The organism is Agrobacterium sp. NPDC058088 (assembly GCF_042885035.1).
In the GTDB taxonomy this organism is placed as follows: Bacteria; Pseudomonadota; Alphaproteobacteria; order Rhizobiales; family Rhizobiaceae; genus Agrobacterium.
Genome location: NZ_JBHVSU010000005.1, coordinates 139,597 through 166,133, shown reverse-complemented (window position 1 = coordinate 166,133; position 26,537 = coordinate 139,597). Strand labels below are relative to the sequence as shown.

Here is a 26,537-nt window from a genome sequence, read left to right as displayed (position 1 = left end):
TGGACACTTTAAGGAGATCATGACATGGCACGCGTAAAACGTGGCGTAACTTCCCGCGCCAAGCACACCAAGACACTCAAGGCAGCCAAGGGCTTCTATGGCCGCCGCAAGAACACCATCCGCGCAGCCAAGGCTGCCGTGGATCGTTCCAAGCAGTACGCTTACCGCGACCGCAAGGTCAACAAGCGCAACTTCCGCGCTCTGTGGATCCAGCGTATCAATGCTGCTGTTCGCGAATTCGGCCTGACCTACGGCCGCTTCATCGATGGCCTGAACAAGGCTGGCATCGAAGTCGACCGCAAGGTTCTGTCCGACATGGCTATTCATGAGCCGGCAGCATTCGGCGCGCTCGTTGAAGCAGCGAAGAAGGCGCTTGAGTACCTCAAGGATGCCGGTACGACCAACGAGTTTGAAACCGCTGTAAAGTAATTACGGCGCGGACAAACTGTTGTTCATTTGAACCCGCGTCGGGAAACCGGCGCGGGTTTTTTGTTTTCAGCTGCCATACATTTCTATCGGTGTTTTTTAATTTAGAAATTTAGAAGAGTTGGAGTATTCACGCCGTTTGAAGCGAAACCCTTGGTGGACGAAATGCTGGTCAATAAAAGTGAGGTTGCTGAAGCGGAAGGTTTTCGCGTTCATCTCGACGACGATGACATCGCGACCCTGATGCGCGTCCTCCTGAAAAGCGACCGTCGCATCCAGAAGGTCGAGCTGTCGCGGCTGACGGTGTGGATCAAACGACAGGGTACGGAGCGCGTTACCTGGTGGATGAAGATGCAGAAGCTGCTGTCGAAGCTACTGCCCTATGCATTTCTTCGCCCGTCAGAACCGCTTGACGGCGCGGGCCTCATGCAGCGGGAACTGGAAACATTGCAACAGTTCCAGCAACGCGGCTTCCCTGTTCCGCCGCTGGTCTATTCGTCCCGGACGGCGGTGGTGCTGGGAGACGTTGGTCCGACGCTGATGGAGCGTATGGATGCGCTGAAGGCGTCCGATCCTGCACAACATGACGCGCTGCTGGTCAAATCCGCGGAAGCGCTCGGCGAGTTGCATGCCGCCGGTCTCTGCCACGGCCGCCCGCACGTCCGGGACTTTTTTCTGGCGGATGGCCGTGTCGGTTTCATGGATTTCGAGGAGCGCCCTCAGGATGTGATGCCGCTTGCGACTGCCCAGGCCCGCGATATCTGGCTGCTGTTTTTGCAGGTCGCCACCCGCGCCTGTGATGCGCCTGAAACGCGCGACGCTGCCTTTGCGCGCTGGCTGGAAAACGCCCCACCGCGGGCAGTCAAAGAATTAAGCCGCCTGACCCGCATTCTCGGGCGTTTTTTACCGCTTGCCCGGTTGATCGGGCGCGTGCGGATGGGTAGTGATCTGCGACGCTTTATCATGGCGACCGACTATCTGATGAATGCTGTGAACACCGACGCCGCTGTTACAAAATCCGGCAAGGCAGGAAAAGATGACTGAACTTGATACCTTGAAATCGCAATTGATGTCGGAGATCGCCACTGCTGCCGATGAGCCAGCCATCGAAGCCGTCCGTGTTTCCGCGCTTGGCAAGAAAGGCTCGGTGTCGGAGCTTCTGAAGACGCTTGGCAGCATGACGCCGGAAGAGCGTCAGACTCGCGGCGCCGCGATAAACCAGCTTAAGACCGAAATCACCGATCTCATCGGAGAGCGCAAGAACGCGCTGAAAGATGCCGCAATCGCTGCGCGCCTCAAGGCCGAAACCGTTGATGTCAGCCTGCCGGTTCGCCAGTCTCCGACCGAGCGTGGCCGTATTCATCCGATCAGCCAGATCGTCGATGAAATCACCGCCATCTTCGCGGATATGGGTTTTTCGATCGCCGAAGGCCCCGATATCGAAACCGATTATTACAACTTTACGGCTCTGAACTTCCCGGAAGGCCATCCGGCCCGCGAAATGCACGACACTTTCTTCTTCCAGCCGGATGAAAAAGGTGAGCGCAAGGTGCTGCGTACGCACACTTCGCCGGTGCAGGTCCGCACCATGGAAAGCCAGAAGCCGCCGATCCGCATCGTCATTCCCGGCAAGACCTATCGCCAGGATTCCGACGCGACCCATTCGCCGATGTTCCATCAGGTCGAAGGCCTTGTCATCGACAAGAAGGCGCATGTCGGCAATTTGCGCTGGGTTTTGGAAGAGTTCTGCAAGACCTTCTTCGAGGTCGATAGTGTCGTGATGCGCTTCCGCCCGTCCTTCTTCCCCTTTACGGAGCCGAGCTTCGAGGTGGACATCCAGTGCGACCGTTCCGGCCCGATCGTGAAGTTCGGCGAAGGCACGGACTGGATGGAAATCCTCGGTTGCGGCATGGTGCACCCCAATGTGCTGCGTGCTGGCGGGCTTGACCCGGATGAATATCAGGGCTTTGCCTGGGGCATGGGCCTCGACCGCATCGCCATGCTGAAATACGGCATGCCGGACCTGCGTGATTTCTTCAACGCCGATGTCCGCTGGATGACCCATTACGGCTTCCGCCCGCTCGACATGCCGACGCTGTTCGGCGGTCTGAGCGTTTAATCCGGTTAGCCAAGGAGCAAAGACATGAAATTCACTCTTTCCTGGCTGAAAGAGCATCTCGATACCGATGCGACGCTGGACGAGATTTGCGAGCGGCTGACGGCAATCGGCCTTGAGGTCGAGGACGTTGACGACAAGGCGGCCTACAAGCCCTTCGTCATTGCCAAGGTGATTTCCGCCGAAAAACACCCCGAGGCCGACCGCCTCAAGGTGTTGATGGTGGATGCCGGTGACGGCAGGCCGGTGCAAATCGTCTGCGGCGCACCGAACGCGCGCTCCGGCTTGGTTGGCGCGCTGGCGCGTCCAGGCGTGTATGTCCCAGGCATCGATGTCACCCTCGCCGTCGGCAAGATTCGCGGAGTCGAAAGCCACGGCATGATGTGCTCCGAAAAGGAGCTCAACATTTCCGACGATCATGACGGCATTATCGACTTGCCTGAAGATGCACCAGTCGGCACGTCCTTCGCCAGCTATGCCGGCTTGGACGACCCGGTCATCGAGATCAATCTGACGCCGAACCGCCCCGACTGCACCTCTATCTATGGCATCGCCCGCGATCTCGCCGCGTCCGGTTTGGGCAAGCTGAAGACGAAGCCTGCGCCGTCCTTCAAGGTAGAAGGCGAAACGCCCGTCGATGTTAAGCTGGAACTGGATGATCCGGCGCTTTGCCCCGGCTTCTCGCTGCGCATCGTGCGCGGTGTGAAGAATGGCCCAAGCCCGAAATGGATGCAGCAGCGTCTTCTGGCGATCGGCCTGCGCCCCATCAACGCGCTGGTCGATATCACCAACTACATGACCTTCGATCAGGGCCGGCCGATGCACGTCTTCGACGCCGCCAAGGTCCAAGGCGATCTCACCGTGCGCCGCGCGAAAGAGGGCGAGACGATCCTCGCGCTCGACCAGCGCGAATATAAGCTCGGCCCGAACAATGTCGTCATCGCCGATGAAAAAGGCCTTGAGTCCATCGGTGGCGTCATGGGTGGCGAACATTCCGGCTGCGACGAAAACACGGTTAATGTGCTGATCGAATCCGCTCTCTGGGATCCGATTAACATTGCCAAGACCGGTCGCTCGCTCGGCATCATTACCGATGCGCGTTATCGTTTCGAGCGCGGCGTTGATCCGGAATATATGGTTCCGGGTCTTGAGCGCACCACCGAGCTGGTTCTCGAACTCTGCGGCGGCGTTGCAGGCGAAGCGAAGGTCGTTGGTTACAAGGGTTATGAGCCTAAGGTCGTGGATTTCCCGCTTGCGGAAGTGAAGCGCCTGACAGGTCTGGAAGTTTCGGCGGCGGAGAGTCTCGCCATTCTCAAGGGTCTCGGTTTTGGCGTCGAGGGAACGGGCGAGCGCGTATCCGTCACCGTGCCATCCTGGCGGCCGGATGTCGATGGCAAGGCCGATCTGGTCGAAGAGGTCATGCGCATTCATGGCGTTGACAATATCAAGCCGGAACCGCTGGAAAGCTTCGGTGCCGTCAACGGTCGGATACTGACCACGCTGCAGATCCGCACCCGCACCGCGCGCCGTGCCCTGGCAAGCCGTGGCATGCTGGAGGCCGTCACTTGGTCCTTCATCCCGGAAGCGCAGGCGAAGCTATTCGGCGGCGGTTCGCCGGCCCTGAAGCTTGCCAACCCGATTGCTGCCGATATGTCGGACATGCGGCCTTCGCTGTTGCCCGGCCTGCTGACCGCCGCGCAGCGCAATGCCGACAAGGGTTATGGTGACGTCGCGATCTTCGAGGTTTCCGGCACCTATGAGGGTGATACGCCTGATAAGCAGCGCCGGGTTGCCGGCGGTGTTCGCCGTGGCACGGCCTCGCTGGCGGGCAGCGGCCGCATGTGGTCCAATGCGGCCAAGGGTGGCGGCAAGCCGGTGGATGTCTATGACGCCAAGGCCGATGCGCTTTCTGTGCTCGAAGCCTGCGGCCTGCCTATGGCCAATGTGCAGATCGAGGCCGGGGCGCCCTCCTGGTATCACCCCGGCCGCTCCGGCACCATCAAGATGGGCCCGAAGGTCGTGCTCGGTTACTTCGGCGAGTTCCACCCGAAGACTCTGTCGGAACTGGATGTTTCCGGTGTCTATTGTGGTTTCGAAATCTATCTCGACGCCATGCCGGAGCCGAAGAAGAAGGCAACCCGCACCAAGCCTGCGCTGGAGCTTTCACCCTTCCAGGCGGTCAAGCGCGACTTCGCCTTCGTGGTCGACAAGTCGGTGGAAGCGGGTGCCATCATCAAGGCGGCAACAAGCGCCGACCGCAAGCTGATCACCGGCGTTAATGTCTTCGATATTTTCGAGGGCGCATCGCTCGGCGAAAACCGCAAGTCCGTTGCCATCGAAGTTCAGATCCAGCCGGTCGACAAGACGCTGACCGATGAGGATTTCGAGGCGCTGACGGCGAAGATCGTCGGCAATGTCGAGAAATCAACAGGTGGCGTTCTGCGCGCCTGACACCCGATGACGCAATGAAAAAGCCGCGGCAACCACCGCGGCTTTTTGTTTTTAGCGATTGGCCATCTGCGACATGCGTTCGGGATAGCGTTCCCCCGCAACCTTTGCCGGCGAAAGCAGGGCACCGAGGCTTGCAACTTCCTCCGTCGTCAGCGAAACGTCCGCCGCCGCCACGTTTTTCTCCAGATTGGCGATTTTTGTGGTGCCGGGGATGGGAACGATGAAATCGCCCTGCGCCAGCACCCAGGCGAGCGCCAGTTGCCCGGCGGTAACGCCCTTCTTCGTCGCCATGTCTTCCAGCAGCTGGATGAGTGCCAGATTGGCGTCGAAGTTCTCGCTTTGGAAGCGCGGCAGGCCGCGACGGAAATCATCGGCGGCGAGGCCGTCGAGTGACTTCAGCGCGCCCGTCAGAGCCCCGCGCCCGAGCGGGCTGAAGGGGACGAAACCGATGCCGAGTTCACGGCAGGTATCCAGCACGCCGTTTTCCTCCACGTCACGGGTCCACAGCGAATATTCGCTCTGAATGGCGGCAATCGGATGAACGGCGTGGGCTTTGCGAAGCGTCTCAGCACTTGCTTCGGACAGCCCGAGATGTTTCACTTTGCCCTGCCGTACCAGTTCCGCCATAGCGCCTACCGTCTCTTCGATCGGCACATTTGGATCGACACGATGCTGGTAGAACAAATCGATGGCATCGACGTCAAGACGCTTGAGCGAGGCTTCAGCGACGGCGCGCACATTCTCCGGCCGGCTGTCGGTGCCCACCATCATCTGTCCTGCGGGTTTGGTGGGGTCGATTTTGAAACCGAACTTGGTGGCAATGACCACCTTATCGCGATAGGGCTTCAAGCCCTTGCCGACGAGAATCTCATTATTGTAAGGCCCATAAACCTCTGCCGTATCAAAAAACGTGACGCCGAGTTCGACGGCACGGTGCAGCGTCGCTATTGCGCTGCTTTCATCGCCGGTCGGGCTATAGGCATGGGTCATTCCCATGCAGCCGAGGCCAAGCGTCGAAACGGATAGGTTGTTTCCAAGGGTTCTTTTTTTCATTTGTTAGTCCTTCCATAAGGAACCGCCCGTCATCAGGGCGTGATCAGAAAATAGCGTCTCACGGTGACGAAAATAATCGCTGCAAATCCGCGTGGGTTGTTCTATAATTTAGAACAATGAACCGTGTGCAACTCTCCCAACTGGCCGTTCTCGCCGCCGTTGCCGAAGGCCGCAGCTTTCGCAAGGCTGCGGCTGAACTCGCCATCGCGCCCTCCGCCGTCAGCCATGCCGTCTCATCGCTCGAGGCAAGCCTTGGCCTGCGTCTGCTGCATCGTACCACCCGCAGCGTTTCGCCGACAGAGGAGGGCAAACGGCTTCTCGAAACACTGGGGCCGGCGCTTGCCGATATCGACGCGGTCATCGAGACCCTTGCCGAGCATGGTGGAAGACCAGCCGGCCCACTGCGCATCACCTTGCCGAGACTGGCCGCCGAGGATCTCATCGTGCCGCGGCTGGGCGAGTTCCTGCGGCTCTATCCCGATATTTCGCTCGAAATCTCAACGGATGATCGTTTCGAAGACATTGTCGCAAAGGGTTTCGATGCCGGTCTGCGGCTCGGGGAGCACCTCGATGCGGATATGATTGCGGTGAAGGCCAGCGGCGCATGGCGCGGCGCAATTATTGGTTCTCCGTCCTATTTTGCGGAAAATCCACCGCCACGCGATCCCAGGGATCTCATTCGGCATCGGTGCATTCGCCGGCGCTTCGCCAGTGGCCTTATCTATCGCTGGGAACTGGAGAAAAATGGCAAGGCGCTGGTGGTTGATGTTCAAGGACCGCTGATCCTGTCAGATCAGAGCCTCATCCGTCGGGCGGCGATAGATGGCGCAGGGCTTGCCTTTGTTTTCGAGCAGCGCGTCGAAGACGATATCAGGGAAGGCCGGCTAATCCGCGTGCTGGAGGACTGGTGCGCACCCTTCGATGGTTTTTATATCTATTATCCCTCGCGCCGGCAAATGCGCCCGGCGCTGAGGGCTTTCGTGGATTTTTTCCGCTTCAGGAGTTGATCAGAACTTGATGCGATAGCGGATATGGCCGTCGCTTTTCACGTAGCTGTCATAGAGCTTCTGGGCGCGGTGGTTGTCGTCGCCGGTGTGCCAGTACAACCGTGACCAGCCCTTGTCCCTGCAGATGGTGACCAGATCGTCCATCAGCGCCCGGCCCGTTCCCTTGCCGCGGATTTCGCCATCGACGAACAGGTCCTCCAGATAGCAGTCGGGCGTCTTTACCCAGGTGGAATCATGGAAGTGGTGAATGGCGAAACCGGCCATGCGGTCGCCGAGCATGGCCACCCGCATGGAAACACGGGATGCGGGATCGAGAATGCGCGCCCAGGTATGCTCGGTCACCTCATCGGCAAGATCGACCTCATAAAAGGCGAGGTAATCGTTCCAGAGTCGCAGCCATTCTGCCCGGTCGGACTGCTGCGCGTCGCGAATTGTGAGCTCCATCTTATGCGCCAGCCTTGTCGAGAAGGGCCATCATTTCATCCGTCAGCTTCAGGTCGACGGCACGTTTGAAACTTTCAAGCTGCGACAGGCTGGTGGCACTGGCGATCGGCGCGGTTATCGCCTTTTTCCGCAACAGCCAGGCAAGCGCGATATCGGCGAGCTTCGCCCCGGTCTGCGCCGCCACCGCATCCATAGCCCCCAGAACGGCTAGGCCGCGTGTGTTGACGTATTCACCCACCCGATAGCTGCGGGCAACACCTTCCGTATCGCCCTTGGCACGATACTTCCCGGTCAGGAAGCCGGCGGCGAGGCTGTAATAATTGATGACGCCGATATCTTCCTCGATGCAAAGGTCGGCAAGAGGACCTTCGAAATCCGCACGATTATAGAGATTATATTCGGGCTGCAGCACATCATAACGCGGCAGATCGTTCTTCGAAGCCACGTCCAGTGCCTCCCGAAGCTGGCTCGCGGAATAATTGGAGCAACCGATGGCGCGGATTTTTCCCTGTTCCTTCAGCTTTGCGAAGGCGGCAAGCGTCTCTTCCAGCGGCACGTCGGCATCCGGCTTGTGAGCGAGATAGAGGTCGATATAGTCGGTTTGCAGCCGCTTCAGTGAAGCATCGACTGCCTCTGCGATCCATTTGGCGCTGAGCCCGGTTTTCTGGCCTCGATTGTCGAACCCGACCTTGGTGACGATAACCGCATCCTCGCGCTTGACGCTCGACTGCTTCAGCCATTTGCCGATGATCACCTCGGATTCACCGCCCACATGCCCGTCCACCCATGCGGAATAGACATCCGCCGTGTCGATGGCGTTAAACCCTGCATCGAAAAAGGCGTCGAGCAGCGCAAAGGAAGTCTTTTCGTCCGCCGTCCAGCCGAATACGTTGCCGCCGAAGACAATTGGCGCAATGGAGAGGCCGGTCCGGCCAAGGCTTCGTTTTTCCACGGGAATGCTCCTGTTGCTGACTTTGCGGCAGGTTAGCAACTGCCCGTCGGCATAACCATTCAATTCATTTGATGGTACTCATCAGGCCGCAGGCGATGGTCGCGAAATCAGGCCTGAAAGCCGCGATAGTGACTGGGTGGATAACGATTATGCTGTTGCCAGACGCGTCGCAGATGCCGGGCGGAGGCAAAGCCCGCTCGCTCGGCGATGGCTTCCATATCGAGACGGCTATTTGCAAGAATGTCGCGAGCCAGGTTGACCCGTGTCAGATTGACGTAATCAATGACACTGATGCCGGTATGCTCGCGAAACAGGCGCGACAGATGCCTTTCGCTGAGTGCGGCGATATCGGCCAACCGTTCCAGCGACCAGTCCCGCCCGGGTTCGGCCATGATCCGATCCTGCACCCGGTGAATGGCGGGATGCATGTGGTTACGGCCGGTGAGCCAGGGAGAAATCTGCGGATCGTTGCCGTTGCGCCGAAGGTAAACGACCATGGTTTGGGCAATGCGCGCCGCGACGGCAGGTGATGTCAGCCGCGAAACCACATGCAGCATGAGGTCGATGCCGGTGGAGATGCCTGCGCTGGAAAAGCGGTTGCCATCCTCGACGAACAGGCGGTTTTCGGCGACCTGGGATAGGGGCGCGATGCGGCGGAGCGCATCGATGCAGTCGCTGTGTGTCGTACAGCTCCGTCCGTCGAAAAGCCCGGCTTCGCCCGCCAGCAGTGCGCCGGAGCAGATGGAAATGACAGTGGTGTCGACACGCACGACGCGGCGCAGCCATGCCGCCAGTACCTGCCGCTCACGCCGGGTCTCCGGTTCGCTCCCGGAGCGCGACGTGCTGCCGGAGATCAGCAGAAACGCATTGTCCGGCAGGGTGGCAGGCAGGGCCTCCAGCCCGCAAATGCCAAGGCCGATCGAGGATTGCTGTTTCTCCTGTGCCGCGATGTAGCGGCAGTCGAAGAAGATATCGCTCTGCTCGTCATTGGCATAGCGGACCACCTGCAAAGGCCCTGCAATATCGAGCAGTAACGCATGCGGCGGCACAAGCGTGAAAAAGGGAACGACGCGTGTGCCGTCTTTTTGCATCAGGCTGCTGCCTTCAACGGTGCGAGCGCGTCGCTCACTGTGGCGATGCGCGCGAAGCGGCCGGCCAGCACCAGTTCGGTCCGCTTGCGGATGTCATCCGCGCTGAATACGGTGCCGGAGGCATGGGTCATCGGAAAGGTCAGCGTCGCCTCGGTAACATAGTCGACACTGTAGCCGAGATCGGAGGCGTGCCGCGTCGTGGTTTCGCAGCATTGCTCGGTGCGGATGCCGGAGACGATCAGCCGGTTGATGCCTCTCTGCGTCAGCCAGATTTCGAGGCCGGTGCCGGCGAAGGCCGAGTGCCTGTTCTTGTGAAAGGTCACGTCGGGGGCGATCCGCACACCCTCTAGCGCGCGGATATAGCCGCTGTCTTTGGAGAAGGCACGGTCGCCATCGACATGGAAGATTTGCACGACGGGGATACCCGCAGCTTTGGCGCCATCGATCAGCGCCTGCTGCTTCTCCAGATAGGCGGCGAGCCCGCTTTCCTCGAAATAGGGGGCGTGCCGGAAGGATTCCTGAACGTCGATGACGAGAAGTGCGGTGTTGGAAGAGGACATTTCATGTTTCTCCTGTGAGTTCATGAATAGCATAATTCTCCTTTTCTTGTATGGAGAAAAGCAAACAGCCCGACAAATGACGGACAAATCCGGCCATAATTTATTTCTTGCGTGCCGGCGGCTTGCCAGCCCGGACGATGGTGATAAGTTCCGGTGAATGGCAGAGTGGGAGAATGGAATGCTGCGCTTCGGAATAATCTCGACGGCGAAAATCGCTCAGGACCACGTCATTCTGGCGATACAGGATGCGCAGAACTGCGTGGTCAGCGCCATTGCCAGCCGCGATCACGCCAAAGCCCGTGCGGTTGCCGAGCGTTTTTCCGTGCCCCACGCCTTCGGCTCCTATGAGGAGATGCTGGCATCGGATGTGATCGATGCGGTCTATATTCCGCTTCCTACGGCGCAGCACGTGGAGTGGACAATCAAGGCCGCGGATGCCGGCAAACATGTTCTCTGCGAAAAGCCGATTGCGTTGAAAGCAGAAGAGATCGATACGCTCATTGCTGCGAGAGACCGCAATGGTGTTATCGTGTCCGAAGCTTTCATGGTCACCTATTCCCCTGTTTGGGCCAAGGTGAAGGAATTGCTGGCGTCGGGGGCCATTGGCACGCTGAAACATGTGCAGGGCGCTTTCAGCTATTTCAATCGTGATCCAGGCAATATGCGTAATATTCCCGAACTCGGCGGCGGTGCCTTGCCGGATATCGGCGTCTATCCGACTATCGTAACCCGCTTTGCCACCGGCGCCGAACCAAAGCGCGTGCAGGCCACGGTTGAGCGCGACAGGGAGTTCGGCACCGATATCTATTCCAGCGTCCGGGCCGATTTCGGCGGTTTCGAGCTGAGCTTTTATCTGGCGACCCAGCTTGCCGCCCGTCAATTGATGGTTTTTCATGGCACCGACGGTTACATCGAGGTCAAATCACCGTTCAATGCCAATCGCTGGGGTGCGGAAGAGGTCGAACTGACCAATCAGGCCCATAACCAGTCGCAGGTCTTCCGGTTTCAGGATAGCCGACAGTACAAGCTGGAGGCGGAGGCCTTTGCCCGTGCGGTGACGGGCGAGGGCAAAGTCGTCACTCTGGAAAATTCCAGGAAGAACCAGCTTTTCATCGACGCCATCTATCGGGCGGCGGAAAAGGACGGGTGGGAAACCGTTTAATCCGGACCCCGCCGGTGCCTTTGCAGCCGCAAATATCCGTAGAGCGCCAGGACAAGCGCTGCTATCGCCGAAAGGGTAAGCGGGATGAGTGGTTGCAGCAGCGGGTTGCGCCATAAAAGCAGAGCAAATATGCCAACGCCGACGATGCGGGAGATGAGCGTGAAGGCATTCCTCAGAAAGCCGTTCGGCTCGTCGCCATTCGAACGGTTCAGCCGCAAGCTCGTAGCAAGTCCTGCAGCGGCACCCGGCAAACGGGCTGCCAGCGAATCGACGCCGAGATAGAAAATAAGCAGGCACGTGACGGCAAGATCGACGGCCAATCCGAAAATCTCGGCCAGCGCGAAGTGCGAAAGTCTCAAGGGTGCAGGCTTTTAAAGCGTCGGCTGTGTGGAGCGCGGGCGCTGCAGCACCAGAAGGGCTATAACAACACCCACGACGCCAAAATTATAACCGGCGAGTGCCAGCAGCAGCGACACCAGCGGCACGGCCGTGGAAGAAAGCACCATCGCGACACCGTAAGCGCCGATGATCATCATGCAGATGAAAATGATGCTGAAGACAGAACGCAACGCAACTGCGGTTACGCCGAGCACTGTGGCGGTTAGAAATATCATGATGCCGCCTCCTCTTTGGTTGCCGGGTCTGGAACAAGACGTAGCGTCTCCTTCCCTAACGAACCCTTGTTTTCTCCTCTGATCCCTGTTTTCCTAACTCGTTAGTTGAGGATATGGTTTCATCGTCGTTAAAATCGGTGGGCTGGGCCGGCATTTCCGAATCGACCACTTTTGGTTACAAAAGGGCATGAGTGATATCTTCTCCCACGCCGCATTGAGCAATCTTGCCGAATTTTCGGTGTCCGAACTGTCGGGTTCCATCAAGCGCACGGTGGAGACGGCTTTCGAACAAGTGCGGGTGCGCGGCGAAATTTCCGGCTATCGTGGTCCGCATTCTTCCGGTCACGCCTATTTCTCGCTGAAGGATGATCGCGCCCGCATCGATGCGGTGATCTGGAAAGGCACTTTCTCGCGCCTGAAGTTCCGCCCGGAAGAGGGCATGGAAGTGATCGCCACCGGCAAGATCACCACTTTTCCCGGCTCCTCGAAATACCAGATCGTCATCGAAAGCCTGGAGCCTGCCGGTGCCGGCGCGCTGATGGCGCTTCTGGAAGATCGACGTCGGCGGCTGGCGGCGGAAGGATTGTTTGATCCTGCTCGTAAACGTCCCCTGCCATTCATGCCGCGTGTCATCGGTGTCGTCACGTCGCCCACGGGTGCGGTCATCCGCGATATTCTTCACCGTATCTCGGATCGGTTTCCGGTCCACGTCGTCGTCTGGCCGGTCAAGGTGCAGGGCGAAGGTTCGGGCGAAGAGGTGGCGAACGCCATTCGCGGCTTCAACGCGCTTCAGCCCGGTGGCGAGATTGCCCGCCCCGATGTACTGATCGTTGCGCGCGGCGGCGGCAGCCTCGAAGACCTCTGGAGCTTTAATGATGAAATCGTCGTGCGCGCCGCTGCCGAGAGCGAAATTCCGCTGATTTCCGCGGTCGGACACGAAACCGATACGACACTGATCGATTATGCCGCCGACGTGCGCGCGCCGACGCCTACGGGAGCCGCCGAAATGGCGGTGCCGGTGCGGGCTGAACTCGAAGCGCAGCTGTCCGGCCTCGCTGCCCGCCTTTCCGGTTCTGTCTTGCGGCAGATGGACAATCGCCGTCAGGGCGTGCGCGCTCTGGTTCGGGCGCTGCCGTCACTCGATCAGCTTCTGGCTTTGCCGCGCCGCCGGTTTGACGAGGCCGCGAGCGGTGTTGGTCGTGGATTGGAACTGACGACGCTGAACAAGCGCCGTGCCTTCGAACGTTCTGCCTCGGGTCTCAGACCGGAAACCCTGTTGAACGGTCTCAAACATCACAGGCAGCGGATTACCGAGCGCATTCACCGGGCCGAGACCCTGGTGGAGCGCCGCCTGTTGCAGGGCAAAGGCCGCGTTGATTCCTTCGATTCCGCATTGCGTTCGCTCCCCGCCCGCCTGCTCGGCCAGCTGGAGCGGCAGAAGGAACGGGTCGTCACCGCGTCGCGCCGGGCCGATACCGCCGTGTTACACCGCATGGCGCAGAACCGTTCCGGTCTCGCCGCCCATGATCGTATCCTGCAATCGCTGTCCTACAAGAACGTGCTGAATCGCGGTTATGCGGTGATCCGTGACGAGGAGAACCGGCCTTTGACCCGCGCGGCAGCTATTGCTTCAGGCGCTGTCGTATCTATGGAGTTTGCCGACGGTCGCGTCTCCGCCATCACGACGGGAGAGGGGACGTCATCTCCGGAAGCCACCGTCGCGCCCAAAAAGAAGCCGGTCAAGCCGGCTCCTTCGGACCCTGGCAACCAGGGCAGCCTGTTCTGATCAGATCGACGTCGCATCCGAAAAGCGGCGGCTGACGGTGAAGCTCTTTTCGATATCTGGATGCAGCTCCATGCCAAGGCCGGCACCCGGCGGCACGGTGATCATGCCGTTTTTCACTTCCGGCAAAGCGGTCACGAGATCGCGATACCAGGTCTTGTAGAAGGCGCGAACGCTTTCCTGCACCAGCGCATTCGGCGCGTTGAGCGACAGATGTGTGGAGGCGCAGAGCACCACCGGGCCCGTGCAATCATGTGGCGCGACCGGCAGATGCCAGGCTTCCGCCATGGAGGCGATCTTGCGTGCTTCAGAAAGCCCGCCGCACCAGCTGATATCAAGCATGACAACACCGGCAGCACCGGTTTCCAGCAGATCGCGGAAAGCCCAGCGGGAGCCGAGCGTTTCGGACGCGGAAATCGGGGCGGGCGACACGGCGGCATAACGGGTCAGGCTGGAAAGGCTGTCCATCTTGATCGGGTCTTCGTGCCAGAAGGTCTGGTAAGGGGTAAGCGCCTTGGCGATCTGCATGGCTGGCAGAAGCTGCCACATGGAGTGAAACTCCACCATGATATCCATCTTGTCGCCCACCGCCTTGCGGATCTTTTCAAACGGCTCGAGCGCGCTTTTCAGGTCCGGCATCGAGATATATTGCCCGCGCGTCTTTTCCGCTGCGGCATCAAAGGGCCAGATCTTCATGGCGGTGATACCGTCTTCCAGCAGCGAATGGGCAAGCTCGTCTGCCCGGTGCAGGAAGCCGTTCAGATCGTCATAGTCCTTGCCGCCGGACAAGCCGTAATTGGCTGTCTGCTGGCCGGTTGCCTTCTTGATGTATTCGGTGCCGGCACAGGTATTGTAGGTGCGGATTTCCCTGCGGCTGAAGCCGCCGAGCAACTGGGCTATAGGCTGGTTGGTGGCCTTGCCGAAAATATCCCACAGCGCGATATCGAAGGCCGAGTTGCCGCGCACTTCCGCGCCCGATGAGCGGAAACCGAGATAACCGACAAGATCCTGCGCCAGAAGATCGATCTGCAACGGATCGCGACCGATCACCCGGGGTGCGATATATTCATGCACATAGGTTTCCACTGTCTCGGCGCCATAAAAGGTTTCGCCAAGCCCGGTGATGCCTTCATCCGTATGGACCAGAATCCAGAGCAGGTTTGCCCGTTCCGCCACACGGACGGTCTCGAGTTTCGTAATTTTCATGAAGTGTCTCCTCCAGAGGCAGGTCGCGTTCCCTCGGGAACTGCATTGAAAAATCAGGCGATGCCAGCAGCCAGAAGCGCGTGCACGCTTTCATCGAAATGCCGCGCCATCAGCGTCGAGGCCGTTTGTGGATCTCCCGCAGCGATGGCCTGTCCGATGGCGATGTGAAGTTCACCGGCGGCGTGGCGCTGCGCGTCGGAAGTGCGGCTTTTCCAGCCGATCGGCCAGGTCTGACGCGTCACATTCTGGAAGGCGCCGAGAATGAGTTCGAAAACCGGGTTCTTCGAGGCCTTGGCAACAGCAAGGTGAAAGGCAAGGTCGTGCTCCATCACCTTATCATTGTCGCCGAAATCTCGCTCCATATTGTTGGCATGGTCGAGGATCGTAAGGGCTTCCGCATCCGTTCGCCTTAGTGCCGCGAGCGTCACGGTTCTGACTTCGATCGTGCGTCGGACGTCGTAGATTTGCTGAATGTTGATCTGCTCGGTGTGAATGCCATGTTCGAACATCAGCGACATCGCGCCATGATCCAGCGTCGCCACGGTGGCGCGCTTTCCCGCGCTGACATCGATCAACCGCATGGCGGATAGAGAGCGGAACGCCTCGCGAACGACTGTGCGTGAGACACCCAGTTGTTGCGAGAGCGAAAGCTCGCTCGGCAGCTTCGCACCAGGCGCCAGCTCGTTCTCTCTGATATGACGGGTGATCGCGCCGATCGTGCTGCTGACGAGGCCGGATTCATGCGAAATGGCGTTTAACATTTTTCCTCCAACCTGTAGTACAGGTTTATGGAAAATTGCTTACAGGATTTTTTCTGCGGAAACAAGCGCCCATGCCCGCTTGATCGCTGGTCCCATCAGCAGCGTAAACTAGTCCTCGAAGTTTCGCAGGAACCGCTTCAGCAGCCCGTCAAGCGCTGCGCGCTCCTCTTCGCTGAGATGGGCGACAAGACGATGCTGGTTTTCGACGTGCGCGCCAACCGCCTCCTCGACGACGGCAAAGCCGCGATCCGTCAGTGATATCAAGACGCTGCGCCGGTCCTGCGGATTGTGAATACGCTCCACCAATCCGGCTTTTTCCAACTGGTCGATCCGGTTTGTCATGGTGCCGGAACTGACCATGGTCATAGCCAGCAGTTCGCCGGGAGAAAGCCGATAAGGTGAGCCCGCGCGTCGCAATGTCGCTAACACGTCGAAAGCGGAGGAGGAGAGGCCGTGTTTCAAGAGCACCGCCTCTACCTCGCGGCCAAGATGCGTGCTGAGCCGGTGCAGGCGGCCGAGCAACCCCATGGGGCCGACATCGAGATCGGGTCGTTCGTTACGCCATTGCGTGAGAATATGGTCGACGTGGTCCATGGGTTCCTTGCTCATCACCAAGGCATAACAATTGATATCTTGACGTCAAGATAAAATTGACTAAGCTGAATTTATCTTGATATAGAGATTCTTGAAATGAAGAAAAATACCACCTACGTCGCCGATGTGCTGGCGACAGCGCTTGCTCCCGCCATCTGGGGAACCACCTATTTTGTCACCACGGAATTCCTGCCGCAGGGATATCCGCTGCATGTCGCGATGCTGCGCGCCTTGCCGGCCGGTGTCCTGCTGCTGCTTCTCGTCCGAAAGCTGCCGCAGGGCATCTGGTGGCCGCGCAGCTTCATTCTCGGCGCGCTCAATTTCTCGTTCTTCTGGGCGATGCTTTTCGTTTCGGCCTATCGATTGCCCGGCGGTGTCGCGGCGACGGTGGGCGCGGTGCAACCACTCATCGTCATCGGGCTGTCGCGGCTGTTTCTTGCTGCGCCGGTGCGGCCGCTCGCCATCGTCGCCGGTTTTCTCGGCATTGCCGGCGTCGCGCTTCTGGTGCTGACCCCCGGCGCGGCACTGGATGGTGTCGGCGTCGCCGCAGGTCTTGCCGGTGCCGTCTCCATGGCCTTCGGAACGGTGCTGACCCGCAAATGGCGCCCGCCGGTCTCGAACCTCACCTTCACCGCCTGGCAATTGACGGCGGGGGGCATTCTTCTTTTGCCGGTCGCTTATCTTCTTGAGCCGGCCCTGCCGGCGCCAACGGCGGCCAATGTTCTCGGTATGGCCTATCTCGGCCTTATCGGTGCGGCACTTACCTACCTTCTGTGGTTTCGTGGGCTTGCCCGCATCGAACCTTCCGCGGCCGCATCGCTCGGTTTCTTAAGCCCCGTCGTTGCAACTCTACTGGGCTGGCTGGCGCTCGGTCAAAGCCTAGCGCCAGCGCAGATGGCCGGTTTCATCGCCGTACTTTTCAGCATCTGGCTCAGTCAGCGCAGTCAGTTGCCGAGGTAGGGGGCCGTCAGGCCCATTCGCCCTTGCGCATGACAGGTACCGTGGAGCCATCCGGCTTCACGCCATCGATATCCACCTTATTGGAGCCGATCATCCAGTCGATGTGGATCAGGCTGGAATTGCCGCCCTGCGCCTTGATCTGGTCCTGCGACAGCGAAGCGCCGTCAAGGAAGCATTTCGAATAGCACTGGCCGAGAGCGATATGGCACGAGGCGTTTTCATCGAACAGCGTGTTGTAGAACAGGATGCCGCTCGCCGAAATCGGCGAGGAATGCGGCACAAGCGCCACTTCACCGAGACGCCGCGCGCCCTCATCGGTGTCGAGGACCTTGTTCAGCACGGCTTCACCCTTGGAAGCCTTGGCTTCAACGATGCGACCCGCTTCGAATTTCACCTGGATATCATCGATCAATGTTCCCTGATGCGACAGCGGCTTGGTGCTGGAAACGTAACCCTCAACACGCAGGGCGTGCGGTGTGGTGAAGACTTCTTCGGTCGGAATATTCGGATTGCAGGTCACGCCGTTCTTGGCCGTGGAGGCGCCGCCGTGCCATTCGTGGCCATCTGCCAGACCGATCTTCACATCCGTGCCGGGGCCGGTGAAATGCAGCGCGGAGAAACGTTCGCCGTTCAGCCATGCGGAGCGCTTGGCGAGATTGACGTTGTGCTGCGCCCATGCGGCGACGGGGTCGGCCACATCCACCCGTGAGGCGGCGAAGATGGCATCCGCGAGCTTGCGCACCGCTTCATCCTCGGTGAGGCCGGGGAAGACCTGCTTTGCCCAGGAAGGATTGGGGTAAGAAATGATGTTCCAGTTGATATCGAAGTTGGAAATCTTTTCCAGCGCCGGCTTATAGGCGGTGGAATTGGCCTTGTTGGCGCGCGCCACCTTGGCGGGGTCCTGCTCTGCCAGCAGCATGGGGTTGTCGCCAGCAATCGCCAGCCTCGCCGCGCCGTTGGCATAGGCTTTCGCCATGCCCTCATAGAGCCAGCCGGAAGCCCGGTCGAAATTCGCGTCGCTCGCATGACGATAGCGCGAAAGCGTGGTTTCCTCGTCGGAGTAGAAAGTGGTAACCAGCCCGCTGCCGGCCATATAGGCATGTTTTGTCAAAAGCCTGACGAGCGGCAGGGCTGCCAGCGGCGCAGTGATCACCAGATCCTGATCCTTCTGCAATTGCAGACCAACCTTGACGGCGACTTCCGCGAGTTTTTCCAGTTTGACGGGATCGATGGGGGAAACGGTCATGATCTGCCTTCGTCTATTTCAATAGGAGGCGCCGACCATAGCTCATTCCTTCCGAAAGCCAAATGCTTTCAGGAGCGCCTCTTGCACCTCATTCCGCAACCAGCGGTGCGACAATGGCCTTCAGCGCTCTCTGGGCGTCGCGGGGCGAAAGCCTCACCTGCAAACCACGTTGCCCGCCATTCATGTAGACGTAATCATGGGCCATGGCCTCGGCGTCAATGGCTGTCGGCACCTGCTTCTTCTGTCCGAAAGGGCTGATGCCGCCGACATGATAGCCGGTCGCCCGCTCGGCATCGGCGGGTTTCATCATGCTGGCGGATTTGCCCCCAAAGGCGGCGGCCAGCTTCTTCATGCTGACCTCGCGGTCCGAAGGAACGACGACGCAGACGGGCTTGCCGTCCAGCTCCGCCATCAGCGTCTTCAGCACCAGATGCGGCGGCTCGCCAATCGCCTCGGCCGCCTGCAGGCCGATGCGATCGGCATTCGGGTCGTAGTCATAGGTAACGGCGGTGAAGGCAATACCGGCCTTCGTCAGCATCTGGGTGGCGCGGGTCGTTTTGGACATGGCAGGCTGCGTTCAGGCGAAAAGGGTCTGGTAGATGTCCGGCTTGAAGCCGATCGTTATCTCGCCCTTCGCTTCCAGCACCGGACGTTTGATCATCGAGGGCTGCTCGAGCATAAGGCCGATGGCCCTTTCGCGCGTAAGATCGGCCTTCTGGCCGTCGTCGAGTTTCTTGAAGGTCGTGCCGGCCCGGTTGAGAACCGTTTCCCAGCCAGCGGCATCACACCATGTTTCCAGATGGGCGCGGTCGATACCGGCTGCCTTGTAGTCATGGAAAGAATAATCGACGTTGTTCAACTCCAGCCAGCTTCTCGCCTTCTTAATCGTGTCGCAATTTTTGATGCCGTAAATCGTGACCGTCATGCTATCGCCTCTTTGTCTTCAAGCCTTCCGGCATAACAAAATATCCGTCTTATTCAAGCCGCGGCTGAGGTGCCTTGGGTCGATTGATCAAACGTCGTGCACGAGCTATGCAAAATCGAGGTGGCTGGCATCCAAACGAGCGCGAGCAAAGCTGCATGGCTTCCCTGCTACATCAAGAGTTGTGGAAGAGGCATGAAATCCCCATTATCTGGACAACAAAGATGGAGATTAAAATGCGTCAGGTTGCAAAGACATCGCGTAACTTCTTCGGTGAAACTTTCGCCGTTCTCGGTGCAGCGCTCTCGGTTTCGGCCGCTGTTCGCGCACATCGCAAGCCCGCCCGTGCCGATCTCGAAGCTCTCGGCATCGACGGCAAGGCTTTCGACAAGGTCCAGCTCTAAGCTGCTTATCGTTTATAGCGAGGCGAAATCGCCTCGCTTGCGCTGGGCAGCGGAATCCCCTTGGTTTCGACAGGTGCTGCGGTGATGTGAACTGCGCCCTTGTTGCAGACAAGCGCATGCCTACGGCATTCAGTACGCAGCAGATAGTTTAGGCATCGATGCCATGCTGTTTCAGGCCCGCTTTATCGAGCCGCTATCTTGCGGATTTGCCGCTTCGGCATGCTGAATATTTTCTCCGGTAGATATAATTGATTCTCGGGCTCCTCGTAGCGCTCCGCTTTCGCCGAAAGTCCGAAGCGTCCGAGAGATTCGTGCCGCGTTTCCCCATTATGGCTGAAGATGAGTTCGAAACTGCCCGCCAGCCAGCTATAGGGCTTTTCAACAGGCATGGTTTCTATTTTCCCGCAGCCATAGATCGCGGTCAGGTGCGGCGTAAATGGTGACGCGGCGACATAGGGAAGATTTGCCCGCCAGAGGGCGCGCTGGACCATCTTCGCCAAGGCTTTAAGCTCCAGCATCTCCCGGCGGCTGTTTAGCACCAGACAGTTGCGATTGCCGAAAAGCGAACTCCCATCGAACGTGATCGGAACCGGCCGCGCCCTTATCTCCCCCAGTGCCGCTTTCATCCGGTTTACAAGGCCGTGAGGAACGGTGTCGAAACATCCGATACAGAGCAGGGTGATATGCAGAAGCGCCGCCGGACAGGCCTCACGCTTTGTCCGCCCTGCGGCGTGGCACGATGCATCGGTGAAAATCCTCTCCGCCAAGGCTGCTGGCGGTTTCAGCACAATCAAGACCTTGCTGCTGAATCGTGGGTTGATCCGGCGCGGTTTCTCCAGCTCAAACCCTTCAAGGAAAAGCTGCCTTGACCCTCCTTTATCCGTCAACTCCAAATCCACGACGATGCTCCACGGCCTATGCCAAGGCCGCGATATTATCATCGCCGCGAAAAATTAAAAGAACAAAAATAGAACAAACTACGCAAGTGCCGGGCAATTCAGTTCTGCAATGGAGAGGGAAAATCACCCAAAATAACCCCGGTTGACACGCTACCTACTAGTTGGTAGGTAAAGCGCATGAAAATTTCGCAAAGCAAAGCCGATGATATTCTCCAGTGCGCGCGCACGCTGATTATAAGAGGGGGCTACAATAGTTTCAGCTATGCCGATATTTCTCACGTGGTGGGTATTCGCAATGCAAGCATTCACCACCATTTTCCCAGCAAATCGAATCTGGTCCAAAAACTGGTCGCGCAATACAGGCTGGAGGCTGAAGCCGGTATCGCCGAGCTGGAGCGAAACATCTCCGATCCGTTGGAACAGCTTCGCGCCTATATAGGCTATTGGCAGGGATGCATCGCCGATGCGACCCATCCCTTCTGCGTCTGTGCGCTTCTTGCCAGCGAAATACCGATTCTCCCTGAAACGGTCGTTACTGAAATACGCGCACATTTCCGAGGTCTCTCGGACTGGCTTACCGCCGTCCTGCAGCGCGGCGTTGCCCAGGGGCGTGTCGTACTGACCGGAGCAGCGCGGGCCAATGCTGAAATCTTTATGGCGACAGTGCACGGGGCAATGCTTTCGGCACGTGCGCACGGCGATCCCGCGACCTTTGCCGCGATAACGCGCCCCATGCTGGAGCGCATTACTGCTTGAAATTGCACCTCGTAAAGGGCGTGGACGCATGACCCGAGCGAGGTGCCCACCAATCAACTGACGACGTTATGCTCGTAGATATGTCGATGACAATCTGCGTCCCGCACCACCCATCTCCCGGAAAAGAAAGGCAATTCGCATGTTCGGTATTTCTCCGCTCGGCTGGGTCCACACGCTCGGTAGCCTGCCGGCAATTCCTGTGGCCATCTACATGTTTGCCCGTCACGGTCGAATCGTTCCCCGATCCACGCCGGGTGCAATCTATTTCGTCTCCATGCTGATTGGCGCTGCAACGGTCTTCCTCGTGGCGCATCAGCCGGTCAGCTACGGCGTTGGCGTCCTGACTATCCTGTTCCTGCTTGCGGGCTATGGAATAGAACGCGTCCTGGGTTCAACGCGTATCGCCAGATATATTGAAACCATCTGTCTCAGCATCACTGCGTTTCTGTTGATGGTGCCAACCGTTAGCGAAATTCTACGTCGCGTCCCCGATGGTCACCCGATAGTTACGGACCTGAAATCGCCGCTGCTTCTCGGCGCTCAGGCGGGATTGCTGGCAATCCTCGTGGTCGGGCTGACCGCCCAGGTGATCTATCTCACACGACAAAACAGAAACGCCGCGAACTAGTCGCGACGTCATCATTAAAACTGCCTTCGATACGGTGGCGTTGCGGCAGCAACGTCACCGTATCGAGTATGATTCTATTCCCACTCGATGGTGCCAGGTGGCTTGCTCGTCACGTCATAAACGACGCGGTTGATGCCGCGCACTTCGTTGATGATGCGGGTCGCCGCGCGGCCGAGGAAGTTCATGTCATAGGGATAGAAATCCGCCGTCATGCCATCCACCGAAGTTACGGCGCGCAGCGCGCAGACGAAGTCATAGGTGCGGTAATCGCCCATGACGCCGACAGTCTGCACCGGCAGCAGCACGGCAAAGGCCTGCCAGATGGTGTCGTAAAGACCAGCCTTGCGAATTTCGTCGAGATAGATCGCATCCGCCTTGCGCAGGATATCGAGCTTCTCGCGGGTAATCGCGCCGGGGCAGCGGATCGCCAGACCGGGGCCGGGGAAGGGATGGCGACCGATGAAGCTTTCCGGCAGGCCGAGTTCGCGACCAAGCGCGCGCACTTCATCCTTGAAGAGTTCACGCAGCGGCTCGACGAGCTGCATGTTCATGCGCTCTGGAAGGCCGCCGACATTGTGGTGGCTCTTGATGGTGACCGAGGGGCCACCGGAGAAGGACACGCTTTCGATGACGTCAGGATAAAGCGTACCCTGCGCCAGGAACTTCGGTGCGCCCTTGCCATCGGCGGCAATCTTGGCCGCTTCGGCCTCGAAGACCTCGATGAACAGTCGGCCAATGGTCTTGCGCTTCACTTCCGGGTCGGAAACGCCCGAGAGTTCACCGAGGAAGAGATCGGCGGCGTCCACGTGCACCAACGGAATATTGTAGTGATCGCGGAACATGCCGACGACCTGCTCGCTTTCGCCAAGCCGCATCAGGCCATGGTCGACATAAACGCAGGTTAGCTGGTCACCGATTGCCTCATGAATGAGGATGGCCGCAACCGAGGAATCGACGCCGCCGGAAAGCGCGCAGAGAACGCGGCCTGTGCCGACCTGATCGCGGATCTTGCGGATCATTTCGGCGCGATAGGCGGCCATCGTCCAATCGGATTTGAGGCCGACGATCTTGTGCACGAAATTGGAGAGCAGCTTGCCGCCATCAGGCGTGTGCACCACTTCCGGGTGGAACATGGTGGTGTAGTAGTGGCGCGCCTCGTCGGCTGCGATGGCGAAAGGTGCGTTCTCGGAAGTTGCAATAACTTCGAAACCTTCCGGCAGCTTCGTGACGCGATCGCCGTGGCTCATCCAGACAGGATAGCTCTTGCCCTGTTCCCAGAAACCGTCGAACAGCGGGCTCGCCTTCTTGATGTCGATATCGGCCCGGCCGAATTCCGCCGCATGGCCACCTTCGACCACGCCGCCGAGCTGCGTGCAGAGCGTCTGCTGGCCGTAGCAGATGCCGAGGATCGGAACCTTGCTGTCGAACACCGCCTGCGGTGCGCGCGGGCTGCCTTCCGCCGTGACAGATGCGGGGCCGCCGGAGAAGATCACGCCCTTGGGCTGAAGCTTCTCGAAAGCCTCTGCGGCATTCTGGAACGGGTGGATTTCGCAATAGACCCCGGCTTCGCGGATGCGGCGCGCAATCAGCTGCGTCACCTGGCTGCCGAAATCGATGATGAGAATGCTGTCGGGATGGGCTATCTGGGTCATGGCGAGCCTTTAAAGAAAAGCGGGGCTTTAGGCAACCCGGAAGCGGGCTTCAAACGGCGGAAATTTGCGAAAATCGCAAGGTTTCAAAGGGCAATCACATCGTCCTCGATGGCGCGGCAGAGCCGGTCGACGGCGTCTGCCAGCTTTTCGTCGATGATATCAAGATACTCCGTCCAGTCGTCCACATGGTTCACATCGGCCTTGCCATCGGAAATACCGCGCAGGCCGATGAGCGGCACACCGAAGCGCTGACAGGCTCGCAAGACCGCAAAGGTTTCCATTTCCACCATATCGGCATCGATCAACCCATAGGCTTCTCCGGAAACGACGTTGCCGCCGGTGGAGAGTCTCGCCTCTGCAATATCGGGTATCCGGAGTGGCAGGGCAACTTCGGCGGGCAGATCGAGAAACGGCGTGCGCCCCTTCGCGAAACCAAAGGCGGATGCATCCATATCTCGATAGGAAACCGAAGCCACTTGGTAGATGCCCGTCTGTTGCAATGTCCGTGAACCAGCGGAACCGAGCGAAACGACGAGGTCGGGCAGATGGTCAGCCGCATCGAGACCAGCAAGAATGGCCGTAACCGAAATGGCAGCTTCCACTGGGCCGACGCCGGTCATCAGGGGCGTAATGCGCGCCTGCAGGTGGGGGCCGTATTCGGCGGAGGCCGCCATGACGAAAAGAATGGATTTATCCGCAACATGCGAAAGCCGGTAGCTCATCCGGTAATATCCTCGCGCCCTTTTACCACCATCATCGTGCCCGTCATGGAGGCGATCAGCTTCGCCGGCCCCCCATCCGAAAGCGCATAGGCGCGGCCATCGGCGACGATCAGATTATTTCCGGGCTTGATGATCTCGCCGCGAAACAGGAACCGCTCACCACGTCCCGGCGACATCAGGTTGACCTTGAACTCGATGGTCAAAAGCGAGGCTTCCGGCTCGATTATCGTGTAGGCGGCATAGGTGCAGGCAGTATCCAGACCGGCGGCTATCACGCCCGCATGCAATATGCCGTGCTGCTGGGTCAGCTTTTCATGGAAGGGAAGCTCGATTTCCACCAGCCGGTGCTCGATGCGGCTTATCTCGGCATTGATGGCCTGCACCACGCCTTGCCGCGCAAAGCTTCTTTCTATCCGCTGACGAAAATCGCCGGGATCCGTGATCTCCATGGCCTACCTGCCTGCTTTAAGTCCCATCGCAAACTGACATGGCGCGTGGCGGCAGGCAAGGCAAGGGTAGTGCGGCAATTAGTTCAGCATGACGATGCTTGCGTTGAGCGCTGTGGCAAAGGCAACCCACAGGGCATAGGGCGCGAAGAGCAAGGTGGATGTCAGGTCACGGCTATAGGTCAGAACCATAAAGGCGATGACGCAGATCAGCATGGGAATGATGATGATGAGCGCGCCAGCGGGGCTTTGCATGCCGAAAAAGATCGGTGACCACAGGAAGTTCAGCACCATCTGCGTAAACCACAGCCGCATGCGCGTGCCAGTGGGCCTTCTGATCCAGGTGCGTGCGCCGGCGATGCCGATCAGCACATAAAGCGTTGTCCAGACCGGACCAAAAATCCAGTTCGGTGGATTGAAGAAGGGCTTTTGCAGAGACTGGTACCATTCACCAGGCACATTGTTGACGCCGATGAGAGCGCCGATGGCGACAACGGCGACGATAAAAACAATGTAGACGGTGATGTTTTTCATGACGCCTCCAATGCGCGGCCCGGACTTTTGTTCCCAAGCCTTTTCAATATTTTAGCCCGCGATGCGCACGATATGCTGATCCCACGCCACGTCGCTGCGACGGGATTGAAAGAATCCATCATAGGAGGAAACCGCAATGCCCTTGGCTGCCGCGGCCACGCCCGCCGCTTCGCGCAAGGTCGTCTCGGAAACGACACGACCGGATTTCGCATCGAGCGTCACGGCGGCGTTGCCGTTGGGCGAGGTCAGGCCTACCAGCCCTTCACGTCGGTTGACCGCGATGGCCCCGACATAATTGGCAAGGCGTATCGTCGTTTCTTCCGGCAAATCCACGAAGGTCACATCCTCCCCCCGGGAGAAATGGCCGACAAGCGGCGGAAGATCGTTGCGTGGTCCCTCATACTGGCATGCAAACCAGATGTGGCCGTCATCAGCGAGATCGACATGGCGGGTGGAAAGCTGTCGCAGCCGATCCGGCATGGCGTGTTTCTGTATCAGCTGGCCGGTCGCCGCATCCAGCAGGACAAGCGAGGGCTGCATAGTGTCGATATTGAGTTTTGTGCGCCCGAAATCCGGATGGGTTTCGATTCCGCCATTGGCGATCACGATGAGCCGCCCGTCATCGCTCACCGTCATGTCATGTGTGCCGATACCATGTGCGTCATATTCGCCGATGCGGACAAAGCCGTTGCGGGCGTCATAAATCCCGATAACACCGCGATTGCCGTCGAAATCGTTTTCGCTCGCGTAGAGGATTGTGCCATCGGGTGAGAATTGCCCATGGCCATAAAAATGGCGGTTCTCCGGCGCGTGCATCACCACAGGTTCCTGACGACGCACGGGATCGATGGCCATGAAGAAAGTGCCGGGACGGCGCGCAAAGGCCACTGTGATGCCCGTCGCATGGCTCGTCGCCATTCCATGGGCGCGGGCGGGAAGCGCAACGCGATCGATGATCTCGCCGCGCTCGCTCACCGTCGCAATACCGTATGATCCGTCGCGACCGCGGAAGGCGGAGGCAAAGACGGCGTCTGTGCGTTCCAGCGCATGCAGCGACCGTGGGGCGAGGGCGGCAAGGAAGGGAATACCCGCCGCCTTGATGAAGCTGCGCCGGTCGATCAGCATCCGCTTGCTGCCTGACATCATCA

General features: G+C 59.0%; 30 protein-coding genes. 11 read left to right on the top strand and 19 right to left on the bottom strand.

All coding sequences use genetic code 11. From position 1 onward, the window contains the following. Positions 1-24: 24 nt before the first annotated feature. The 4 genes from rplT to pheT all read left to right on the top strand — a co-directional run bounded on the left by rplT (position 25) and on the right by pheT (position 4,993). Complete coding sequence (gene rplT / locus ACFVTJ_RS15875) at positions 25-429, top strand: 50S ribosomal protein L20 (RefSeq protein ID WP_003507464.1); 405 nt, start codon at positions 25-27, stop codon at positions 427-429. Between the two features lie 162 nt (positions 430-591). Then, a complete protein-coding gene (locus tag ACFVTJ_RS15870) occupies positions 592-1,470 on the top strand; it encodes a lipopolysaccharide kinase InaA family protein (RefSeq protein WP_386908922.1) in 879 nt (292 codons plus the stop codon). Beyond that, positions 1,463-2,545 carry a phenylalanine--tRNA ligase subunit alpha gene (gene pheS, locus ACFVTJ_RS15865; RefSeq protein WP_386908920.1) on the top strand — a complete coding sequence of 361 codons (1,083 nt, stop codon included), beginning with the start codon at positions 1,463-1,465 and terminating at the stop codon, positions 2,543-2,545. The genes ACFVTJ_RS15870 and pheS overlap by 8 nt, the downstream gene beginning before the upstream one ends. A gap of 24 nt (positions 2,546-2,569) precedes the next feature. Next, on the top strand, positions 2,570-4,993 hold the full coding sequence (gene pheT, locus ACFVTJ_RS15860) for a phenylalanine--tRNA ligase subunit beta (RefSeq protein WP_386908918.1): 2,424 nt from the start codon (positions 2,570-2,572) through the stop codon (positions 4,991-4,993). A gap of 51 nt (positions 4,994-5,044) precedes the next feature. Here the strand turns inward: pheT and ACFVTJ_RS15855 are convergent, their stop codons facing one another. Further along, positions 5,045-6,046, bottom strand: coding sequence for an aldo/keto reductase (locus tag ACFVTJ_RS15855; protein WP_386908916.1), 1,002 nt, complete (start codon positions 6,044-6,046; stop codon positions 5,045-5,047). A 116-nt stretch (positions 6,047-6,162) separates the two neighbouring features. On the opposite strand from ACFVTJ_RS15855, the gene ACFVTJ_RS15850 reads away from it, so the two are divergent. Continuing rightward, positions 6,163-7,053 (top strand): LysR family transcriptional regulator, encoded by an 891-nt coding sequence (locus ACFVTJ_RS15850; RefSeq protein WP_386908914.1) that lies wholly within the window; start codon positions 6,163-6,165, stop codon positions 7,051-7,053. Here ACFVTJ_RS15850 and ACFVTJ_RS15845 read toward each other — a convergent pair whose 3' ends face one another. The 4 genes from ACFVTJ_RS15845 to ACFVTJ_RS15830 form a co-directional block, all read right to left on the bottom strand. Next, positions 7,054-7,497 (bottom strand): GNAT family N-acetyltransferase, encoded by a 444-nt coding sequence (locus ACFVTJ_RS15845; RefSeq protein ID WP_386908912.1) that lies wholly within the window; start codon positions 7,495-7,497, stop codon positions 7,054-7,056. Position 7,498: 1 nt separating this feature from the next. Then, the gene (locus tag ACFVTJ_RS15840) at positions 7,499-8,449 is read right to left on the bottom strand and encodes an aldo/keto reductase (protein ID WP_386908910.1); all 951 of its coding nucleotides are present in this window, start codon (positions 8,447-8,449) and stop codon (positions 7,499-7,501) included. Between the two features lie 107 nt (positions 8,450-8,556). Continuing rightward, on the bottom strand, positions 8,557-9,540 hold the full coding sequence (locus ACFVTJ_RS15835; protein ID WP_386908908.1) for a GlxA family transcriptional regulator: 984 nt from the start codon (positions 9,538-9,540) through the stop codon (positions 8,557-8,559). Beyond that, positions 9,540-10,100, bottom strand: a complete 561-nt coding sequence (locus ACFVTJ_RS15830; protein ID WP_386908906.1) for a cysteine hydrolase family protein — start codon at positions 10,098-10,100, stop codon at positions 9,540-9,542. The genes ACFVTJ_RS15835 and ACFVTJ_RS15830 overlap by 1 nt, the downstream gene beginning before the upstream one ends. A gap of 178 nt (positions 10,101-10,278) precedes the next feature. Here ACFVTJ_RS15830 and ACFVTJ_RS15825 point away from each other — a divergent pair, with 178 nt between their 5' ends. Next, on the top strand, positions 10,279-11,262 hold the full coding sequence (locus ACFVTJ_RS15825) for a Gfo/Idh/MocA family protein (protein ID WP_386908904.1): 984 nt from the start codon (positions 10,279-10,281) through the stop codon (positions 11,260-11,262). Here ACFVTJ_RS15825 and ACFVTJ_RS15820 read toward each other — a convergent pair. Both ACFVTJ_RS15820 and ACFVTJ_RS15815 read right to left on the bottom strand, forming a co-directional pair. After that, entirely contained in the window at positions 11,259-11,621 is a 363-nt protein-coding gene (locus ACFVTJ_RS15820; protein ID WP_386908902.1) for a hypothetical protein, read from the bottom strand. The genes ACFVTJ_RS15825 and ACFVTJ_RS15820 overlap by 4 nt on opposite strands. 12 nt (positions 11,622-11,633) lie before the next feature. Further along, positions 11,634-11,876, bottom strand: a complete 243-nt coding sequence (locus ACFVTJ_RS15815) for a hypothetical protein (RefSeq protein WP_386908901.1) — start codon at positions 11,874-11,876, stop codon at positions 11,634-11,636. A gap of 187 nt (positions 11,877-12,063) precedes the next feature. Between ACFVTJ_RS15815 and xseA the strand changes: the two genes are divergently transcribed. Continuing rightward, positions 12,064-13,662, top strand: coding sequence for an exodeoxyribonuclease VII large subunit (gene xseA / locus ACFVTJ_RS15810; protein WP_386908900.1), 1,599 nt, complete (start codon positions 12,064-12,066; stop codon positions 13,660-13,662). Here xseA and ACFVTJ_RS15805 read toward each other — a convergent pair whose 3' ends face one another. The 3 genes from ACFVTJ_RS15805 to ACFVTJ_RS15795 all read right to left on the bottom strand — a co-directional run bounded on the left by ACFVTJ_RS15805 (position 13,663) and on the right by ACFVTJ_RS15795 (position 16,235). Beyond that, entirely contained in the window at positions 13,663-14,865 is a 1,203-nt protein-coding gene (locus ACFVTJ_RS15805; RefSeq protein WP_386908898.1) for a mandelate racemase/muconate lactonizing enzyme family protein, read from the bottom strand. It abuts the gene before it with no gap. A gap of 53 nt (positions 14,866-14,918) precedes the next feature. Then, positions 14,919-15,626 (bottom strand): FadR/GntR family transcriptional regulator, encoded by a 708-nt coding sequence (locus tag ACFVTJ_RS15800; protein WP_386908896.1) that lies wholly within the window; start codon positions 15,624-15,626, stop codon positions 14,919-14,921. Positions 15,627-15,734: 108 nt separating this feature from the next. Beyond that, positions 15,735-16,235 carry a MarR family winged helix-turn-helix transcriptional regulator gene (locus ACFVTJ_RS15795; protein ID WP_386908894.1) on the bottom strand — a complete coding sequence of 167 codons (501 nt, stop codon included), beginning with the start codon at positions 16,233-16,235 and terminating at the stop codon, positions 15,735-15,737. Positions 16,236-16,316: 81 nt separating this feature from the next. Here ACFVTJ_RS15795 and ACFVTJ_RS15790 point away from each other — a divergent pair, with 81 nt between their 5' ends. Further along, a complete protein-coding gene (locus ACFVTJ_RS15790; RefSeq protein ID WP_386908892.1) occupies positions 16,317-17,180 on the top strand; it encodes an EamA family transporter in 864 nt (287 codons plus the stop codon). A gap of 7 nt (positions 17,181-17,187) precedes the next feature. On the opposite strand, the gene ACFVTJ_RS15785 is transcribed toward ACFVTJ_RS15790, so the two are convergent. The 3 genes from ACFVTJ_RS15785 to ACFVTJ_RS15775 form a co-directional block, all read right to left on the bottom strand. Further along, a complete protein-coding gene (locus tag ACFVTJ_RS15785; protein WP_386908890.1) occupies positions 17,188-18,426 on the bottom strand; it encodes an aminopeptidase in 1,239 nt (412 codons plus the stop codon). Positions 18,427-18,514: 88 nt separating this feature from the next. Then, a complete protein-coding gene (gene ybaK / locus ACFVTJ_RS15780; RefSeq protein ID WP_386908889.1) occupies positions 18,515-18,991 on the bottom strand; it encodes a Cys-tRNA(Pro) deacylase in 477 nt (158 codons plus the stop codon). 12 nt (positions 18,992-19,003) lie between these two features. After that, positions 19,004-19,351, bottom strand: coding sequence for an ArsC family reductase (locus ACFVTJ_RS15775; RefSeq protein WP_386908887.1), 348 nt, complete (start codon positions 19,349-19,351; stop codon positions 19,004-19,006). Positions 19,352-19,584: 233 nt separating this feature from the next. Here ACFVTJ_RS15775 and ACFVTJ_RS15770 point away from each other — a divergent pair, with 233 nt between their 5' ends. Then, positions 19,585-19,752, top strand: coding sequence for a hypothetical protein (locus ACFVTJ_RS15770; RefSeq protein ID WP_003503889.1), 168 nt, complete (start codon positions 19,585-19,587; stop codon positions 19,750-19,752). A gap of 182 nt (positions 19,753-19,934) precedes the next feature. On the opposite strand, the gene ACFVTJ_RS15765 is transcribed toward ACFVTJ_RS15770, so the two are convergent. Then, positions 19,935-20,651, bottom strand: a complete 717-nt coding sequence (locus ACFVTJ_RS15765) for a 2'-5' RNA ligase family protein (RefSeq protein WP_386908884.1) — start codon at positions 20,649-20,651, stop codon at positions 19,935-19,937. Between the two features lie 177 nt (positions 20,652-20,828). On the opposite strand from ACFVTJ_RS15765, the gene ACFVTJ_RS15760 reads away from it, so the two are divergent. Both ACFVTJ_RS15760 and ACFVTJ_RS15755 read left to right on the top strand, forming a co-directional pair. Then, positions 20,829-21,407, top strand: coding sequence for a TetR/AcrR family transcriptional regulator (locus ACFVTJ_RS15760; RefSeq protein WP_386908882.1), 579 nt, complete (start codon positions 20,829-20,831; stop codon positions 21,405-21,407). A gap of 139 nt (positions 21,408-21,546) precedes the next feature. Beyond that, positions 21,547-22,035, top strand: coding sequence for a hypothetical protein (locus ACFVTJ_RS15755; protein WP_386908880.1), 489 nt, complete (start codon positions 21,547-21,549; stop codon positions 22,033-22,035). 74 nt (positions 22,036-22,109) lie between these two features. Here the strand turns inward: ACFVTJ_RS15755 and guaA are convergent, their stop codons facing one another. From guaA to ACFVTJ_RS15730, 5 genes are all read right to left on the bottom strand, one after another. Beyond that, positions 22,110-23,687, bottom strand: a complete 1,578-nt coding sequence (gene guaA, locus ACFVTJ_RS15750) for a glutamine-hydrolyzing GMP synthase (protein ID WP_386908878.1) — start codon at positions 23,685-23,687, stop codon at positions 22,110-22,112. Positions 23,688-23,770: 83 nt separating this feature from the next. Further along, a complete protein-coding gene (locus tag ACFVTJ_RS15745; protein ID WP_386908876.1) occupies positions 23,771-24,409 on the bottom strand; it encodes a 5'-methylthioadenosine/S-adenosylhomocysteine nucleosidase in 639 nt (212 codons plus the stop codon). Beyond that, on the bottom strand, positions 24,406-24,858 hold the full coding sequence (locus tag ACFVTJ_RS15740) for a PaaI family thioesterase (protein WP_153776387.1): 453 nt from the start codon (positions 24,856-24,858) through the stop codon (positions 24,406-24,408). The genes ACFVTJ_RS15745 and ACFVTJ_RS15740 overlap by 4 nt, the downstream gene beginning before the upstream one ends. Before the next feature lie 78 nt (positions 24,859-24,936). Continuing rightward, on the bottom strand, positions 24,937-25,389 hold the full coding sequence (locus tag ACFVTJ_RS15735) for a TspO/MBR family protein (RefSeq protein WP_386908874.1): 453 nt from the start codon (positions 25,387-25,389) through the stop codon (positions 24,937-24,939). Between the two features lie 51 nt (positions 25,390-25,440). Beyond that, positions 25,441-26,535, bottom strand: a complete 1,095-nt coding sequence (locus ACFVTJ_RS15730; RefSeq protein ID WP_386908872.1) for a DUF1513 domain-containing protein — start codon at positions 26,533-26,535, stop codon at positions 25,441-25,443. Positions 26,536-26,537 lie beyond the last annotated feature (2 nt).

What these genes read in the sequence shown, in the direction of transcription:
- ACFVTJ_RS15770 (WP_003503889.1), top strand. Translation starts at nt 19,585, where the DNA reads ATGCGTCAGGTTGCAAAGACATCGCGTAACTTCTTCGGTGAAACTTTC.
- ACFVTJ_RS15775 (WP_386908887.1), bottom strand. Translation starts at nt 19,351, where the DNA reads ATGACGGTCACGATTTACGGCATCAAAAATTGCGACACGATTAAGAAG.
- rplT (WP_003507464.1), top strand. Translation starts at nt 25, where the DNA reads ATGGCACGCGTAAAACGTGGCGTAACTTCCCGCGCCAAGCACACCAAG.
- ACFVTJ_RS15760 (WP_386908882.1), top strand. Translation starts at nt 20,829, where the DNA reads ATGAAAATTTCGCAAAGCAAAGCCGATGATATTCTCCAGTGCGCGCGC.
- ACFVTJ_RS15745 (WP_386908876.1), bottom strand. Translation starts at nt 24,409, where the DNA reads ATGAGCTACCGGCTTTCGCATGTTGCGGATAAATCCATTCTTTTCGTC.
- pheS (WP_386908920.1), top strand. Translation starts at nt 1,463, where the DNA reads ATGACTGAACTTGATACCTTGAAATCGCAATTGATGTCGGAGATCGCC.
- pheT (WP_386908918.1), top strand. Translation starts at nt 2,570, where the DNA reads ATGAAATTCACTCTTTCCTGGCTGAAAGAGCATCTCGATACCGATGCG.
- ACFVTJ_RS15755 (WP_386908880.1), top strand. Translation starts at nt 21,547, where the DNA reads ATGTTCGGTATTTCTCCGCTCGGCTGGGTCCACACGCTCGGTAGCCTG.
- ACFVTJ_RS15795 (WP_386908894.1), bottom strand. Translation starts at nt 16,235, where the DNA reads ATGAGCAAGGAACCCATGGACCACGTCGACCATATTCTCACGCAATGG.
- ACFVTJ_RS15835 (WP_386908908.1), bottom strand. Translation starts at nt 9,540, where the DNA reads ATGCAAAAAGACGGCACACGCGTCGTTCCCTTTTTCACGCTTGTGCCG.
- ACFVTJ_RS15790 (WP_386908892.1), top strand. Translation starts at nt 16,317, where the DNA reads ATGAAGAAAAATACCACCTACGTCGCCGATGTGCTGGCGACAGCGCTT.
- guaA (WP_386908878.1), bottom strand. Translation starts at nt 23,687, where the DNA reads ATGACCCAGATAGCCCATCCCGACAGCATTCTCATCATCGATTTCGGC.
- ACFVTJ_RS15730 (WP_386908872.1), bottom strand. Translation starts at nt 26,535, where the DNA reads ATGATGTCAGGCAGCAAGCGGATGCTGATCGACCGGCGCAGCTTCATC.
- ACFVTJ_RS15830 (WP_386908906.1), bottom strand. Translation starts at nt 10,100, where the DNA reads ATGTCCTCTTCCAACACCGCACTTCTCGTCATCGACGTTCAGGAATCC.
- ACFVTJ_RS15815 (WP_386908901.1), bottom strand. Translation starts at nt 11,876, where the DNA reads ATGATATTTCTAACCGCCACAGTGCTCGGCGTAACCGCAGTTGCGTTG.
- ACFVTJ_RS15825 (WP_386908904.1), top strand. Translation starts at nt 10,279, where the DNA reads ATGCTGCGCTTCGGAATAATCTCGACGGCGAAAATCGCTCAGGACCAC.
- ACFVTJ_RS15870 (WP_386908922.1), top strand. Translation starts at nt 592, where the DNA reads ATGCTGGTCAATAAAAGTGAGGTTGCTGAAGCGGAAGGTTTTCGCGTT.
- ACFVTJ_RS15845 (WP_386908912.1), bottom strand. Translation starts at nt 7,497, where the DNA reads ATGGAGCTCACAATTCGCGACGCGCAGCAGTCCGACCGGGCAGAATGG.
- ACFVTJ_RS15740 (WP_153776387.1), bottom strand. Translation starts at nt 24,858, where the DNA reads ATGGAGATCACGGATCCCGGCGATTTTCGTCAGCGGATAGAAAGAAGC.
- ACFVTJ_RS15805 (WP_386908898.1), bottom strand. Translation starts at nt 14,865, where the DNA reads ATGAAAATTACGAAACTCGAGACCGTCCGTGTGGCGGAACGGGCAAAC.
- ACFVTJ_RS15800 (WP_386908896.1), bottom strand. Translation starts at nt 15,626, where the DNA reads ATGTTAAACGCCATTTCGCATGAATCCGGCCTCGTCAGCAGCACGATC.
- ACFVTJ_RS15735 (WP_386908874.1), bottom strand. Translation starts at nt 25,389, where the DNA reads ATGAAAAACATCACCGTCTACATTGTTTTTATCGTCGCCGTTGTCGCC.
- ACFVTJ_RS15855 (WP_386908916.1), bottom strand. Translation starts at nt 6,046, where the DNA reads ATGAAAAAAAGAACCCTTGGAAACAACCTATCCGTTTCGACGCTTGGC.
- ACFVTJ_RS15850 (WP_386908914.1), top strand. Translation starts at nt 6,163, where the DNA reads ATGAACCGTGTGCAACTCTCCCAACTGGCCGTTCTCGCCGCCGTTGCC.
- xseA (WP_386908900.1), top strand. Translation starts at nt 12,064, where the DNA reads ATGAGTGATATCTTCTCCCACGCCGCATTGAGCAATCTTGCCGAATTT.
- ACFVTJ_RS15785 (WP_386908890.1), bottom strand. Translation starts at nt 18,426, where the DNA reads ATGACCGTTTCCCCCATCGATCCCGTCAAACTGGAAAAACTCGCGGAA.
- ybaK (WP_386908889.1), bottom strand. Translation starts at nt 18,991, where the DNA reads ATGTCCAAAACGACCCGCGCCACCCAGATGCTGACGAAGGCCGGTATT.